Genomic DNA, 16,104 nt, shown 5'->3' with positions numbered 1-16,104 from the left:
TCATAAAAAATGGCACACGCACAATCACATACAAAAAGAATCTGGAATGTATTTTGGATCTTATCTGCAATAACAATTGTTGAAGTTATATTAGGTATTTATAAACCAGGTGTATTACATCTTAGCAGTTTTCTTGGCACAAGCCCGTTAAACTGGATATTTATCATTTTAACGCTTGCAAAAGCGTACGGAATTACATGGGCATTTATGCACATGGAGGGAGAGAAAAAATGGTTTAGACGTTCTGTAGTTTGGACCGCCGTTTTTCTAATCTGTTATTTAGTAACATTGCTATTAATAGAAGGAGATTACCTCCACAGCACATTAGCGCCACTTGTAAGATGGTAATTAAAAAAATTATAAGGTGGTTTTAACCACCTTTTTTTTGTGCTAAACTTTAATTCAGTATCACTATAAAAAGTACATCATGCAAATAACAAAAAAAAGGGTTGTATTGTTTTTACTCTTTATTTTTCCATTAATCTGTTTCTTAATTTTATCTACAGGGAAAAATAATTTTACAAAATTACCAGTTCTTACAAATCAAGTTTTAGATGTATCTTTAATAGATTCAACAAAAACATTTAATGATCACATTACTATAGTTTGCTTTTTAGGTTCTAATATAAACCAAAACAAAGGCGGTTTTTTTAACCTTAATGAAAAGATTTATAAAAAATTTATCGAATATAAAAAATTTCAAATCATAGCAATTTATCCGCATGGCAAAGAAAAAGAAGTAAATCTTCTTAAAACAGAGATTAGTGCTTTTACAAACATGATACATTGGAATTTTATTGCAGGCTCTAAAAAAGATATAACAGCATTACATTCTGGTTTAGGCACCAATGATGTATTGTCTAACCTGTATACTTCTAACGTTTATTTAGTTGATAAAAATGGCGATTTAAGAGGTAGAATTAATGATCAAGATAGCAAAGACGGAAAATTATTTAGTTACAATATGAATTCCGTTTCTGAGTTAAACGCTAAATTAAAAGATGATGTATTAGTACTTTATTACGAGTATTACGCAGCGTTTAAAGAAAAAAATAAAAACAAAGCAGATAGAAAAGAAATTGGATTATGAAAAAAAAATATTCATACATAGGTATTTCATTTATTATACTTTTATTCGGAATTTTTGTTGTTAGAAACATAGATAGTAGAATAAAGAATAATACCATTATTAAAGATAGCAAAATAAATGTCGTAAAAAAAAATACGGCAAATACATCTAGTCTATTTAAATTTAATAAAGTACCAGATTTTGAATTTACAGACCAACATGGTAACACTATTTCTAACAAATCATACCAAGGAAAAGTATATGTGGTAGAATTTTTCTTTTCTACTTGCCCATCTATTTGTCCGATTATGAACAAAAAAATGGTAACAATTCAAGATAAATTTTCTAAAAACGATAATTTCGGAATAGCATCCATTTCTATTACACCAGAAATAGATACTGAAGAAATTTTAAAAGAATATGCAGACAATAACAAAATAACACATAAAAATTGGCATTTACTTACTGGTAAAAGTCAAGACATAGTTTATGCTTTGGCTAATAAAGGTTTTAAATTATACGCAGGTAAAGGCGATGAAGATCATGGAGGTTTTGAGCATTCTGGGTTGTTTGCTTTGGTTGATAAAGATGGTTTTATTCGTTCTAGAAAAGATAAATTCGGAAATCCTATAATGTACTACAGAGCACTAGAAGAACAAGGTTTTGAAGATCAAATAAAAGAATTAAAAGAAGATATTAAGATTTTATTGAGTGAAATCAAGTAAACCTTAATACCAAAGATATAACTTATTTGTTATGAGTAGTTTAGAGCAAGAAAAAAAGTACAAAAAAATAATAATTGCATTATCAATTATTATTCCCTTAGTGGTTGCGGGTTTATTTAAGGTAAATTTAAAGAGTTTAGGTTTTAATGTAACGCCATTAACGTTTTTACCACCAATTTATGCGTCTATTAATGCATTAACCGCAGTAGTTTTAATTGCGGCTGTTATCGCCATAAAAAAAGGAAACAAAAAATTGCACTCACAATTAAATACCTTTGCCATTGGTTGTTCTTTGCTTTTTTTAATTTTATATATTGGGTATCACATGACCACTGATTCTACCAAATTTGGAGGAGAAGGATTTATAAAATATATCTATATTTTTATATTGGTTACCCATATTATTTTATCCATCATAATAATTCCCTTAGTTTTAATTACTTTTATGAGAGCAAAATTAGGAAACTTTCCGCAGCATAAAAAAATAGCAAAACTCACTTTCCCTTTATGGTTATATGTTGCAATTACCGGCGTTATAGTATATCTTATGATATCTCCTTATTATACATAATTCTAGTTTCCTTCTAAAAAAACAACCATATCAAAAGAAAATTCTACCTTTATTAAAATTAATACAATGAAAAAATATATAATTCTTATAGCACTTTTTTTATCAGAATTTGTGTCTGCACAATGTGCTATGTGCAAGGCTGTAGTGCAAAATGGCGATATTTCAATGGCAGAAGGTGTAAACAACGGAATTACTTATTTAATGGTTTTTCCTTATCTATTAATTGGTATCTTATTTTATGTAATTTACAGGTATAAAAAGAGGGCTAAAATTTAACGTTTCAATAAGATAAAAATTATGTAACAAATTCTATTTTTAGTCGTCTTATGTTCACAATCATTAGCATTTATTTCTGTTGATAATTGCATAAACTAAAATATACCAACCAAAAAACCCAAACATCTTGAAAAATAAAGGGATCTTATTTATCGTCATATTTACTACCATTACCACTTTTTCTCAAAAAAAATGGACACTTAGAGAATGTGTAGATCAAGCATTAGAAAACAACATCTCTATTCAACAGAATAAATTAAGTGTAGCACTCGCAGAAAAAGATGTGGCCATTGCCAAAGGTAATTTTTTACCAAATTTGAATAGTAATATTAATAATTCAGGAAGCTTTGGTTTGTCTACCGGTGGAGATAACACAAGAAGTTCAGCCGATAGATATACGTTATCTTTAGGAATAAATGCTGGAGGTACTATATTTAACGGCTTTAGAAACACCAATACTTATAAACAAGCTCAACTAGGTGTAGAAACCAGTAAATTAGATCTACAAAAAATAGAAAATGATATTTCTTTATTTGTAGTTAATGGCTATTTAAACGTATTATTTGCAAAAGAAAATTTAGGTGTTGCAAATGTGCAAGCTGAAATTAGTAAAAAACAGGTTGCTGCTTCAAAAAGTAGGTTTGAAGCAGGTGTTATACCAAAAGGAGATTTATTAAATACACAATCTACCTTAGCAAATGATTTACAAAATGTAATTACTCAAGAAAATGCATTAGACATTGCATTGTTAAATTTAGCGCAATTATTGCAAGAAGAAGTTACAGGTTTTGATGTTTCTCCTATTGATGTTGGCTCTCCATCTTCAAATTTATTGTATAAAAATTCTTCTACAGTATATGATAAATCAATAACCAGAATGCCAGAAATTGAAAGAGCAAAATTAGCAATTGAAAATGCTGAATTTAATATTGAAATTGCAAAAGGAGCTTTTTTACCAACTTTAACTTATTCTCTTGGTACAAATACTTTTTACAATACTACATTAGGGGAACCAGAAGTTTTTACGGGTACAGATTCAACAGGTTATCCTTTTGTACTTGACAATAGATTTACAAATCAGCTTGATAATAATTTAGGTTATAGTGTTGGTCTTTCTTTGAATATTCCTATTTTTAATGGTTTTCAAACAAAAAATAATGTAGCAAAATCTGTGATAAACAAGGAGATTTTTGAAACAAGGTTAGAAAGTGAAAAACTACAATTAAAACAAACCATAGAACAAGCCTTTTTAGATGTAAAATCTTCTTTAAAAGCCTACGAAGCCGCAAAAATTTCTTTAGAAGCACAAAATGAAGCTTTTAAAAATGCACAAGAAAGCTATAATTTTGGCGCATTAACATTATTCGATTTTGATTTGGTAAGAACACGTTTGGTAAATGCAGAAGGCATTATGATTCGTTCTAAATATGATTATGTATTTAAAACCAAAGTATTACAGTTTTATTCTGGCGAGCTAGTTTTAGAATAATACTAATAAAATGTTTACTAGACCCTTCAGGTTTTAAAAGTCTGGAGGGTCTTTATTTATATAATGATTTCTTTATTTTGAAATAGTATCTTTGTAAAAAAATAGAAATTGGCAACAATCCTAAACATAGAAACTGCTACTAAAAACTGCTCGGTTAGTATTGCAAAAAACGGTAAAATTTTAGCATTAAAAGAATTGAATAATGGTAATTATTCTCATGCAGAAGTCTTGCATTCTTTTATAACTGATATTCTTACAAAAGCACAGATTAATTTAGAAGAAATAGACGCTGTTGCCGTTAGTAAAGGACCAGGTTCTTATACTGGTTTAAGAATTGGTGTTTCTGCGGCAAAAGGGCTTTGTTTTGCGTTAAACAAACCGTTAATATCTATAGAAACTTTAAAATCATTAGCACATGCTATTTCTATTGATAAAGGTACTATTGTACCTATGTTAGATGCCCGAAGAATGGAAGTTTATGCAGCTGTTTTTGACAAAAATTATGTATCACTAAGAGAAATTAAAGCAGAAATAATTGATGAAAACTCTTTTTTTGAATATTTAAAAAACGGAACTGTATATTTTCTAGGCGATGGTGCAGATAAATGTAAAGAAGTAATTACTCATAAAAATGCGGTTTTTATTGATGATAAGTTTCCTTCTGCAAAAGAAATGGCGACTTTATCTTATAATAAATACAAAAAAAACGACATCGAAGATGTCGCTTATTTTGAACCTTTTTATTTAAAAGATTTTGTGGTGATACCTCAAAAGAAGAAGAAACCTATTTATTAACATTTACTTGATGAGGATATGGAATTTCAATTCCTGCTTTATCAAGCGCTATTTTTACATTTTCAGTTACATCAAAATATACAGTCCAATAATCTTCAGTTTTACACCAAGGTCTTACTGCAAAGTTTACAGAACTATCTGCTAATTCAGAAACAGTAACTCCAGGAGTCGGATCTTTTAAAACCTTAGGATGAGAAGTTAAGACATTCATCATAACTTCTTTAGTTTGCTTAATATCTGCATCATAAGAAACACCAATAGTTAAATCTACACGTCTTGTACCTTCTGTAGTATAATTTATAATATTACCATTAGATAAAATACCGTTTGGTATAATAATTTCTTTGTTAGATAAACCAGTTAATTTTGTAGTAAAGATTTCAATTTCTTTTACAACACCAATTTCTCCTTGTGCTTCAACCAAATCTCCTAGTTTAAAAGGTTTAAAAACCATTATTAAAACACCACCAGCAAAGTTTGCTAGAGAACCTTGCAATGCCAAACCAACAGCCAAACCTGCAGCAGCCAAAATAGCGGCAAAAGATGTTGTTTCTACACCCAATTTAGATATCACAGCTATAATTAATAATATTTTTAGTCCCCAACCTATTAAGTTTCCTAAAAATTCTTGAAGTGTACTATCAATGCCACCTTTATCTATGGCTTTTTTAGAAGCTTTAACAATTACTTTTATAACCAATAAACCGATTATTAAAATAGCTAATGCTACTAATATTTTAGGCGTAAATTCAATAATTAACCCTTTTAAGTATTCAATATAATTTTCCATTTTTATTTTTGTTAGAAATTAGCCGCAAAAATAATGGTTTCTTATTGAACAATAAAAAAAGAATCACTAAAATAATAAAATGGAAACAATACCTAAAGCAGCTGGTATTGTTTGAATATACAGAATGCGAACTATCTTTGTTGAATAAGCGCCATATAAACCTGCAATTGCAACACAAGATAAAAAGAAGATGGCTACATCAATTTTTGTGGCTAATAAAGACCATATTAACCCTGCAGCTATAAAACCGTTATACAAACCTTGGTTTGCAGCCATTGTTTTGGTTGCTTCTGCAAACTCTTTGTTTTTTAATCCAAAAGCTTTCCTTGCTTTTTTAGAAGTCCAAATAATCATTTCTAAATAAACAATATAGAGATGTATAATAGCAACCAAACTAATTAGAATGATTTGTATAATATTCATAGACTTTTAATAAAACTACCTTAAAACTATATAATTTGAAATTAAATAGTTTTATGGCAGTTTGTTTTTAAATTTTAATTTACTTCAAAAGTAATTTTTAAATTTACTCTAAATTCAGTAACCTCATCATCTTTTACAACCGCACTTTGAGATTGCACAAAAACAGACTTGATGTTATTAACAGACTTTGCTGCTTGTTTAACAGCTTTCTTTGTAGCCTCTTCCCAACTTTTATCAGAATTAGCTAGTACTTCTATAACTTTCATTATTGCCATAATATTTAACTGTATTAAGATTTATAATGAGTAAATATAGAATATTTTTTGGTTTTTTACATTCAAATTCACTTCCAATGTTAATTTAATGTTACCAAATTGTTGGTAAATTGTAAAAATTGTATTACTTTTGTATCTATAATTTAGTATTAACCTCCATAAAAAAAACATTATGAAAAATATTTTAACAATATGTCTGTTTTGCATAGCAGCAATATCATACGCTCAAGAAAATAAACCTACTTATACAGCTCAAGGAGATTTAGTGAAAGCCACTTATTATAGTGAAGATGGATCTATTAGTACTCAAGGGTATTTTAAAGATAAAAAACTAACCGGAGAATGGGTTCGTTTTGATAACCAAGGAAATAAAACTCAAATTGCATATTATGACAATGGCAAAAAAGTTGGCAAATGGTTTGTTTGGGCAAACGAATCTCTAAAAGAGATTAACTATAGTAACAACGCTGTTGTAAGCGTTAATACTTGGAAATCTGATTCAAAATTTGCAGTGAATAACACTCCATAATTAAACTCTTATTTCAGTATAAAAAACACCAAAGAATATTTATTTCTTTGGTGTTTTTTATTTGTGTATTATTGAAGTCCTTCATACTCTACATTACTCTATTATTAACATAGTATCTTAGTAAATCTATAAACCCTGAATAGCATTCCTAACTACCTTTAATGCAGCATAACTAATTGTATACAATACATCCATTTTAATAGTTTTCTAACTTTAATTTTACAACCTTAAATTAATAGGTATTACAACTTCCTTATAAAAATAGGATTCAAAATATTATATATCAATTAGTATTCAATAATTTTTACACGCTTTAAGAATAAAAAACGATAAGGAAAACAGCACTTTAAGTTTACAAAAATAAAGAGAACTTACTTAAATTAACGCCAACAAAAAATCGCTTAGAAAAGTTCTAAGCGATTTTTTATATTATAAATGGCGTACTTTATTTACTCTACAATTAATGTAAAAGGAATACTATATTTTACACCTACTGGCTTACCTCTTTGTTTACCTGGTTTCATTTTAGGCAATTGCTTCATTACGTCAATTACTTCGCTTTTAATTTTTGGATGCGGAGCTCTAGCGTTAATATTTACAACATTACCTTGTTTATCTATTTTAAACCCAATAAAAACTCTTTTCTTTCCAGAAGATAAACCTAACTCATTAGGTAAATCTGCATTAAATTTTCTTGAAAAGTGTTTTTGTACCATTTTACTAAAACAAGATTTTAGTTCTGCTTTACTTCCTTTACAACCAGGAAAAACAGGAACATCTTCAATAATCATAAAACTTACATCTTCTACAACCTCTTCTATTTCTTCTACTTCTACAATTTCTTCTACTTCTACAGCTTCTGTTTCATCTGTTTCTGTAGATTCAATTACAGTTTCTTCAACCTCTGTTTTATCTTCTACAATTTCAATTTTTTCAGGAGTTGGAGGTGGTGGTGTTTTTGGTTTTACAGGTTCTACTCTTTCAGTAATTGGAATATCTTCTTCAATTTCTGAACTCATAACCACATCTGCAAAGGCATCAATGTTTTTGTCATAAGTTTTCTGTTCTATAGCCGCATAGGTTACAAAAAGAGCCAAAACAAGGCCAATTTGCATAAATATTTTACTATAATTTTCTAAATTTGATTTTGGGTTTTTCTTAATTTCCATGGGTAAAGAGTTTTAATAGTTCGCTAATTTAACTAAATTATTATATTATACACAAGTCTTATTCTTATTTAACTCGATTTTTTTTCAAAATTTGATTAAAAACGGTTAATCCTAAGAGAACACCTATACTATTTGCTATTGCATCTAAATAATCTGCTGTTCTATAGTTTGTTAATGTTCCTTGTAAACCTTCAAGAATGATGCCATAAACAATACATGCGAAAACAATATAGTATTTTATTTTAGGATTTTTATAAAAGGCAAACAACCAACAAATACTTAAGGTAAAATAAGCAAAACTATGCTCCCATTTATCAATTCCATTAAATGTAGCAGGGAATTTAGGAACTTTCATTAAACTTAAATACGCAATTGCAATGGTAATACAAATAGCTATGATAAAAATATTATCCTTGAATAGCTTCTTTATAAGCGGCTGCATCTAGTAAATTGTCTATTTGTGAATTGTCAGAAATTTTAATTTTAATCATCCAGCCTTTGTTATAAGGGTCTGTATTTACCAGTTCTGGATTTTCTTCTAAAGTTTCATTAAACGCTACTACCTCTCCTGATAAAGGCATAAATAAATCTGAAACTGTTTTAACGGCCTCTACAGAACCAAAAATTTCTCCTGCATCTAATGTATCATCTAAAGTTTCTACTTCTACATAAACGATGTCTCCTAATTCCGATTGTGCAAATTCTGTAATTCCAACAGTGGCAATATCGTCTTCAATTTTAACCCACTCGTGGTCTGATGTATACTTTAGTTCTAATGGAAAATTCATATAATATTTAAAAATTTATGTTCGTTTTTAGTTTAATTCCCTAAGTTGTAAACAATATTAAATCCACCATTAATTGCTTGTCTAGGAAAAGTTGTAGAAATGGCATATTTAGAGGTTTGATGATTGTAATAGAATGAAGCAGTTAAATTACTACTTAATTGATAATCTGCTGTAAATTTAATCGAAAATAATTTCTGACCACCACTTATTTGGCTATTATCATCTAAAACAGATCTAATTTGCGTAATATTATCTCGTAGAGAAATATCTCCTCTTAAAGTAATATCTCCTTTAAATGTTTGTTTAGAACCTGTAAATCTGGTATTCATTTTTACATCTTTAAACACATAACCTAAACCAACAATATATTCTGTTCCTTTAATGTCTGTTAAGGTACTATTGTTAAAATTCATGGTTAATGTTCTGTCTGTTTTTACTTCTCCTCTAAAAGAAAAGGAGTTTCTTAATTTCATATCTACTTTTATCAACGGAGAAAATTCATCAACCAAAGTTACTGCGCTTACTAGTAATTCCGATTCATAATTACCAGAATTTATATTTGTACTTCCAAAAGGATTGTTTTCATCGTATTGCAAGTTATTGGTAAAACCTGCAACTGTATACGAAGATCTATATCCGTGAGAAACCACAAAATTACTGAAGGTTTTTTTGAAAAAATTAAATTTCATTAAACCATTATAACGCAATGTCCAGTTTGGAATAGGAATGTTTCTAAACAAACCTGTTTTTACTTTTTCTGCACTTTTACCAGAGTATGCCGCCATAAATGCTGGTAATAAAACCTGTTGGCTATCGTCTCCAAAACCACTTGCTGGCACGCCATTTTCAAGAGCTAATCTATTAGCAATTGCTCCTCTAATGTCTTTCATGTTTTGAAAAAGTTCATCACCATCTGTAAAAGCAGTAGAGATCATAGAATAACTAGTACTAAAGTTTCCTGTTTCAAAAGGATCGATATCATAATCTATAGCTCCAAATTCAGAGCCATCATCAATTACATCTAATTGTTGTTGTAAATCGCTGGTTTCAATTTTATTTCCTCTAACATCAATAGTTAAATCCTTAATTGGTTTTAAACTAAAATTGTAGTCTAGCTTTTGGTATTGTGTTTTGCTGTATGTTTTATTATAATATTCACTATTTGAAGGGTCTCTAGCGTCTACTAACCAACCATTTAAAAGTGCTTTATTTCTAATATCTACTTGGCTACCAAATGCAAATTCTGTTGGCGCACCTCCTAAAAAGCCAATACCTTCATCATATCCTTCTAAATACTGACCGTTATTTTCTGCATAACTTATTTTACCTTGTTTTAAAGAAGTTACAACAGTATATAGTCCTTTTAAAACTTTCTTTACAACGGGTATTTTCTTTCCTGGATAAGGAATTCTTTTATATTTTTGTTTAATACGTTTTGGTTTTTTAGCCAAACTATCTAATTCTGCCTGAATTTTTTCTAACGGCAAAGGTTCTCTTTTTGTTTCTGCCCATTTTTCAAAACCTAAACTTTTATAAAATCTGTCGAAATTTAAAGTAGTATTAATATTGTGTGTATTTGCATTCTGAACCACATTTCCTACCAAGTCTTCATAGGCTACATTTACACCGTTTATGGCAATTTCACTTTGTGCTGCTGCTTGCCAATCAAAATCTGCTGTATATGCATAATCTGCTTTTATAAAACTTAAAAACGGAATTTTATCAATAGGTAAATTATAGGTTGCATTTAGCTTTTGATGATAGTGATTTGCTCTTCCTGTGTTAAAGAAATCATCAAAAATTTCTATGTCTTCATCGCTGTTAAATGTATCATACATATAACTATTGGTAGCATTAAAATTTAATTGTAACGATTTTGTTAAATCAAATCCAATCATATAATCCCAATCAAACAAAAACTTACGTTGTTTTAATTCTGGTTGTGCAGACAAACCTTCTATTAAATTTCTAGATTGTTGCGCATTAAAATTTCTATTGATTCTGGAATTAATTGCCAACGTTTTTGGAATTGGATTAAAATTAATGTCTTTAATTAATTTCCAATACTTACTTTTTAAAACTTCCGGATTTTTAAACGGCTCTATAGGTTTTGATTCAAAACTAAAATTATAGGATGCAGAAGCGTTTACATTTTCATTAATATATTTTTGTACATTATAATCTCTATGAGTTTCTGTATTATGAGCATAAGAAACAGACACATTTTCTACGTCGTAAAATTTTGGTTTTTTGGTAGTATTTGGGTTTCTATTCTTTTTTACATTGATAAAACTAATGCTTGTTCTTTTTGTATAATCTCTAGAAAATTCACTATTTGAGTTTTGTTCTAATGCATCTTCTAATTTAACATCTTGGTATTGTGGATCATATTGTGGATCTATAAATTTTTCTCCAGTACTATAAGACATTGGTATTTGAAGTCCCCATTTTTGAGGCGTTAATACTTTTGCTAAATTAATACTTGTAGAAACATCATATTCTTTGGTTTCATCTAAACTACGCTGTCCTACCCTATCTTCTACATTTCCAAAACCAACGGTAGACATACTACCTGATAAAGAAACATTGGCAACATCTGCAAAATTTGCATCTGCATTTACAACAGCTGCCCAACCACCTTTGTTATCAAAATTAGCAGAACGTAATTCGTTAAACCAGACCTCACCACTTAAAGGATTAGAAGTGTTATTTTTTAACCCTAACATAATAGTTCTTAACTGTGCTAAGGTTGGATTTCCTTTAACGCTTAGTATATAAGGTACATCTGGATTTTGCTGTGTGTATAATTCATTAACTGGCGCAATGATAATACCCAAAGCATCTCTTTCTAATTTTATTTGTCCGAAACTCTCTAAAAAAGCATCTAAATTATTGACTTCTGGCCAAATATCTAATTGTGATGTTCCAGATTTGGTTACTTTTAAAGGTACTTCTATTTGATAAAAGTTATCATCTAAATCTGTACCAAGACGAATAATTGCAGAAAATTCATCATCATTTACAAGCACACCAGAATTTTGGTTTTCTTGTAAATGCATAAACATCTTTAAGTTTTTAAATCGTCTTAAATCTACACTTATATTTTTATAAATGGCTCTTATTTTATCTGCAGGTAAATTGTTTACTTTTAACGTTACAGATTGTTCATTTTGTAATTGAACACTTGTACTTCCTTGTAAACGTTCTCTTTCTATACCTGGTGGTTGTATATAACTTCCTTCGTTTTGTTCTATACTTACTACACCAACTTCAAAATCGTTTAATTCTGCTTGTGTTAAATCTATTGGCGTTGTAATTGTTTCATCTAAAGTTCTGGTATAACGTCTCCAATCTCCACGTACCAAATCTAGTTCTCCAAAACGAATTACCACTGGCATTTTAAAATTGGTTAAGTACATTCTTACAAAACGGATACTGTTAAAATCTGTAATACCATTTATAGCTGTTCCGCTTCTAATAGGAACTCTAAATTGATACCATTTTGTTTCTCTAGAACTTCCGTTTTCTAAAGTTACAGTAGTTGTTTTTTCATCAACAATAAAATTAGAACCTTTTACCAAATTGTTTCTATTCATAGAAATTTTGTACTCAAAATAACTTTCTATGGTACTCATGGTTTGGTCTCTGTTAATATCTTCTACATCTGGGTAGGTTGTAGATGAAGTAGGATATGCTTCTGGAGATTGGTTTAAGGTTGGCGAATTTCCTTGGGTATTATTAAATTGTTTATATCTTGAAATAACCGTTGCATTGGTTGCATCTAAACTTGCTCCTCTAAAATATTGAAAATTATCTGCTGCTGGATCTGATAATCCTGAAAACTTAGGATCTATACCCGTTAAGCTTTTTTCATCAATATCATTTAAACCGTCAAAACCAACATCTTGATTTAATCTATTTTCATCTACTTCATCAAATGCATAAATAATAGACGTATTTGTTGGCACTTTACCAAACGTTGTAGCAACAGTATTTATGGTTCCTCCTTCTTCAGGTAAACCATTCTCATACATTTTTCTACTATCTTTTAAAATATCTTCAGAAATATTACCCAAATTAATTACTAAATCTCCTACTTGATTTGAAATATCTTGCGGATTTATAGTATTTGGTAATCCTTCTTCATTTGTAATAGAATAATTTTGATACGGATCCATTACCCAAAACTGAATGTATTCTACATTGGCTTGATCAAAATTATTGGTGGTTAAAGCACGCATAATTCCACCCCAATTAGTCTCAGGATTTTGTAATTGTACATCATCACCCACTACATTTGAATTTGGGTTATAATTGTAAGAACCTCTTTCTGATGGAAAATAAGCCAAATCTAACGTTCTTACTAACGTATTTTGTGTAATATCAAATTGTTGATTGGGAAATAATTCTGAATAATTAATTTGTCTAGTTTCTGCTCTAGACAACTCATCTGCGGTAATACTTGCAGGAGTATCACCCGCGCCGTAAAAAAGTTGATCTATATTATACCAAGCTAATTTTGCTCTTTTATAATTATATTCTAAACCGGTACTATTTCCATTAAAAACATCATTTGCATCATTTTTTGGAGTACTTGCTTCATACCAATCTAATGGAGATAATAAACTAATAGGAATTTGTGAAGCCTCAAAATCATCTATATATGAAGTTGCCGCACCAGTAACATCAATACCACTTGGCGTGCCAGGTAATAAATATGCCATGTCTGCTCTTACAGAAATATTAGAAGGCACATCTGTATCTACAAACGGTAATTTATTTGCCAGTTTTGTAAAATACGGAATTTCTGAAGCATAATCTATATTAACCCCTAACATGGTATTGTTAATAGGTTCTGAACCAAAGTTTACTTTGGCTGTTAAAGGTCTTTCGTTTACATTTAAAATAGTTGCTCCTACAATTAATTCGTCTGAAAATTTATGCTCAACATCTACCCCCATAAAGGTTTTTCTTTGTTGATTAAAAACCGCATTATTTTCTGTTGATACACTAATTGGTGTTCCAGAAGCTTGCAAACCTGGGTCTGTTATTTGTACACGTCCTAATTGATAATCTACCACATAATCTACACCTTCTACTAATTGCCTTCCTCCTGCAGTTACTTTTACAGAACCTCTTGGTACATTGTATGCGCCAATAGCAATTCCTCCTGCAGATTCAGATTTAAAATATCCTTTTAAGAAATATTTATCTTTATTTTGATAGTTGTTCTGAGCGTTAATTTTTGTGTTTAAATACAGTTCTTTAAATAAAAACTTTTCATCCGAAGTATTTGTTAACTGATTTTCTAAATCATTACCAAAAGGTTCTGGTTCTGGAAAAAATATAAATCCGTTTTGCGAGTTTACCGTAATACCTTCTACATAATCAAAAAATCCATCGGCATTTCTAAACTGACTTTGGTCTAACTGGTCTAATTTTAAAACTTGTAATAATGGCAAATTTGCAATGCCAGAAGTTTGTGCATTTTGCAATACATTAGAAGAAATTCCTGTAGCATCATCTCTATATTGTATTTCAAATCTAAAACCATCTTGTGTTAACGGATAAGCTCCTAAAGCATACACGTTTTTCATCATTAAACGCCAGGTAGGAAAAGATTCTTCAATATTTGTTGTTGCATCTGTACGCGAGGTTTGCAAAATTTCTGAACGTAATAATTTTACTGCTAAATTATTAGGAGATTGTACCCCGTCATTAGAAAATTCACCAACTTTAAAAGACTTTTCTGTACTTCCGTTTACAGCACCTGCAACCGTATATTCATAAGCAACAGCTAATACTTCGCCATCATTTAATCTTCTATTTAAAGAGATAAATCCTAATTTAGAATTTAAGGTGTATTCATTAAGGCTTAACATTCTTGCATTTTCTAGTGTAGAATAATCTGTACCTTGCTTCATATTATATGCAGCCAAGGTAGCATCTACAGTAGAAATATTTCTAATACCGCTATTTGTGGTTAATAATGTAGATAAATTATTAGAAGCGTTTGTTGGTAAGTTTCCACCTGAAACACTTGGCGGACTTGTTGGCACAACAGCCCCAGTTTGATTTACAAAATTATCATTTGTAGATTCACCAATATCTGCAAAAGCAACAATAGATCTATAATCTTCTGTGCTTGCGGTTCTATTGGTAATCCAAACCTCAATTCTAGAAATATTTATTTGACTGTTTATTAACGGATAACTTTTTAAAGAATTTGCATAATTATTGATAAAATATTGTGATAAGAAAAAGTGCCTATCATTATCATAATCTGTGGCTTGCAACTCAAATTCTTGAATAGAAGCACCTGCTTCTGCAACCACGGTTTTACTTTCAGAATTTTGTTGAGAAAACACTGCAGTTACACTTGTATTACCAAACTGTAATTTTGTTTTTACACCAAATAAACTTTGCGCTCCGTTTATTAAAGAGTTTTTAATAGGCATGGCAATATTACCCGCTTCAATACCTTGTATAATACCATCTTCTCCATATTTTACATCTGACAATGAAGGCGGTATAAACTCTACACGCACTAAATTTTGAAAATCGAAAGTAGATTGTGTATCATAGTTTGCTGTAAAAAGTAATCTTTCTCCAACTTTTGCTTGAATACTTGCGTTTATTTGTTGATCAAAATCAAAAGTAAAACTGCTACGGTTTTTTTCTGATAATTGTGGATTGTCTGTATTTTGATAAATAAAACCTAATTTTAAATTCAAATTTCCAGAAGGATTTACCTCAATTGTATTTCCACCAAAAATAGTTTCAAAGAATTTAGAATTCACATAATAGGTAGGTAATAAGTTTTTTTGCGCATCTTTAGATCCTTTTTTCTTAGAATTTGTTGCACTCACTTTTTCCTTAAAATATTCTAACATATCGCGTTTTAAACGATATTGCTCATATTCTTTTGGGGTTAAAAATATAGGTGTTTTTGTTTGATAACCTCCAACGGTTTCTACAATAACATATTTATTTAGTGCTTTGTCAAAAACAATTGTTTTTTTTGCCAAATCATCTAAAAACAAGCCTCCACGCTGGTTTTCTGTAAAGTTATATCTTAATTGTAAGCTGTCATTTTCTACACTAGTGGTATCTCTCGGATTTGTAACTTGTCCGTAAAAAGAAAGATTTACTATAAAAGTAAATACGAAGAGTAAAAATATGTTTTTAAAAAAGGTGTTCAATGG

At 29.7% G+C, this 16,104-nt stretch carries 15 protein-coding genes; 8 read left to right on the top strand and 7 right to left on the bottom strand.

The window, feature by feature from the left end; all coding sequences use genetic code 11:
• The first annotated feature begins 9 nt into the window (after positions 1-9).
• From ACSHW5_RS02495 to tsaB, 7 genes are all read left to right on the top strand, one after another.
• A complete protein-coding gene (locus tag ACSHW5_RS02495; RefSeq protein WP_435674528.1) occupies positions 10-348 on the top strand; it encodes a cytochrome C oxidase subunit IV family protein in 339 nt (112 codons plus the stop codon).
• A gap of 79 nt (positions 349-427) precedes the next feature.
• Positions 428-1,090, top strand: a complete 663-nt coding sequence (locus ACSHW5_RS02490; protein ID WP_435674527.1) for a hypothetical protein — start codon at positions 428-430, stop codon at positions 1,088-1,090.
• Positions 1,087-1,794 carry an SCO family protein gene (locus ACSHW5_RS02485; RefSeq protein WP_435674526.1) on the top strand — a complete coding sequence of 236 codons (708 nt, stop codon included), beginning with the start codon at positions 1,087-1,089 and terminating at the stop codon, positions 1,792-1,794. The genes ACSHW5_RS02490 and ACSHW5_RS02485 overlap by 4 nt, the downstream gene beginning before the upstream one ends.
• A gap of 31 nt (positions 1,795-1,825) precedes the next feature.
• Complete coding sequence (locus ACSHW5_RS02480) at positions 1,826-2,365, top strand: DUF420 domain-containing protein (RefSeq protein WP_435674525.1); 540 nt, start codon at positions 1,826-1,828, stop codon at positions 2,363-2,365.
• A gap of 66 nt (positions 2,366-2,431) precedes the next feature.
• Positions 2,432-2,641 (top strand): hypothetical protein, encoded by a 210-nt coding sequence (locus ACSHW5_RS02475; RefSeq protein WP_435674524.1) that lies wholly within the window; start codon positions 2,432-2,434, stop codon positions 2,639-2,641.
• A gap of 127 nt (positions 2,642-2,768) precedes the next feature.
• A complete protein-coding gene (locus ACSHW5_RS02470; RefSeq protein ID WP_435674523.1) occupies positions 2,769-4,130 on the top strand; it encodes a TolC family protein in 1,362 nt (453 codons plus the stop codon).
• A gap of 108 nt (positions 4,131-4,238) precedes the next feature.
• Positions 4,239-4,925, top strand: a complete 687-nt coding sequence (gene tsaB, locus ACSHW5_RS02465; RefSeq protein ID WP_435674522.1) for a tRNA (adenosine(37)-N6)-threonylcarbamoyltransferase complex dimerization subunit type 1 TsaB — start codon at positions 4,239-4,241, stop codon at positions 4,923-4,925.
• Here the strand turns inward: tsaB and ACSHW5_RS02460 are convergent.
• The 3 genes from ACSHW5_RS02460 to ACSHW5_RS02450 all read right to left on the bottom strand — a co-directional run bounded on the left by ACSHW5_RS02460 (position 4,915) and on the right by ACSHW5_RS02450 (position 6,413).
• Positions 4,915-5,715 (bottom strand): mechanosensitive ion channel family protein, encoded by an 801-nt coding sequence (locus tag ACSHW5_RS02460; protein WP_435674521.1) that lies wholly within the window; start codon positions 5,713-5,715, stop codon positions 4,915-4,917. The two genes, tsaB and ACSHW5_RS02460, sit on opposite strands and share 11 nt — an antisense overlap.
• A gap of 66 nt (positions 5,716-5,781) precedes the next feature.
• Positions 5,782-6,138: a DUF1304 domain-containing protein gene (locus ACSHW5_RS02455; protein ID WP_435674520.1), complete on the bottom strand. Its 357-nt coding sequence runs from the start codon at positions 6,136-6,138 to the stop codon at positions 5,782-5,784.
• Positions 6,139-6,212: 74 nt separating this feature from the next.
• Positions 6,213-6,413, bottom strand: coding sequence for a dodecin family protein (locus ACSHW5_RS02450; protein WP_435674519.1), 201 nt, complete (start codon positions 6,411-6,413; stop codon positions 6,213-6,215).
• Between the two features lie 172 nt (positions 6,414-6,585).
• Between ACSHW5_RS02450 and ACSHW5_RS02445 the strand changes: the two genes are divergently transcribed.
• Entirely contained in the window at positions 6,586-6,942 is a 357-nt protein-coding gene (locus ACSHW5_RS02445) for a toxin-antitoxin system YwqK family antitoxin (RefSeq protein ID WP_435674518.1), read from the top strand.
• A 449-nt stretch (positions 6,943-7,391) separates the two neighbouring features.
• On the opposite strand, the gene ACSHW5_RS02440 is transcribed toward ACSHW5_RS02445, so the two are convergent.
• The 4 genes from ACSHW5_RS02440 to sprA form a co-directional block, all read right to left on the bottom strand.
• Positions 7,392-8,111 carry an energy transducer TonB gene (locus tag ACSHW5_RS02440; protein ID WP_435674517.1) on the bottom strand — a complete coding sequence of 240 codons (720 nt, stop codon included), beginning with the start codon at positions 8,109-8,111 and terminating at the stop codon, positions 7,392-7,394.
• Positions 8,112-8,175: 64 nt separating this feature from the next.
• Positions 8,176-8,466: a VanZ family protein gene (locus ACSHW5_RS02435; RefSeq protein WP_435674516.1), complete on the bottom strand. Its 291-nt coding sequence runs from the start codon at positions 8,464-8,466 to the stop codon at positions 8,176-8,178.
• Positions 8,467-8,518: 52 nt separating this feature from the next.
• On the bottom strand, positions 8,519-8,899 hold the full coding sequence (gene gcvH / locus ACSHW5_RS02430; RefSeq protein WP_435674515.1) for a glycine cleavage system protein GcvH: 381 nt from the start codon (positions 8,897-8,899) through the stop codon (positions 8,519-8,521).
• Positions 8,900-8,931: 32 nt separating this feature from the next.
• Positions 8,932-16,101: a cell surface protein SprA gene (gene sprA / locus ACSHW5_RS02425; protein ID WP_435674514.1), complete on the bottom strand. Its 7,170-nt coding sequence runs from the start codon at positions 16,099-16,101 to the stop codon at positions 8,932-8,934.
• Between the last annotated feature and the right edge of the window lie 3 nt (positions 16,102-16,104).

It is taken from the genome of Polaribacter sp. (genome assembly GCF_051251875.1).
Classification (GTDB): domain Bacteria; phylum Bacteroidota; class Bacteroidia; order Flavobacteriales; family Flavobacteriaceae; genus Polaribacter.
The sequence above is the reverse complement of the archived record's forward strand: the minus strand, read 5'-3'. Positions and strand labels throughout refer to the sequence as shown.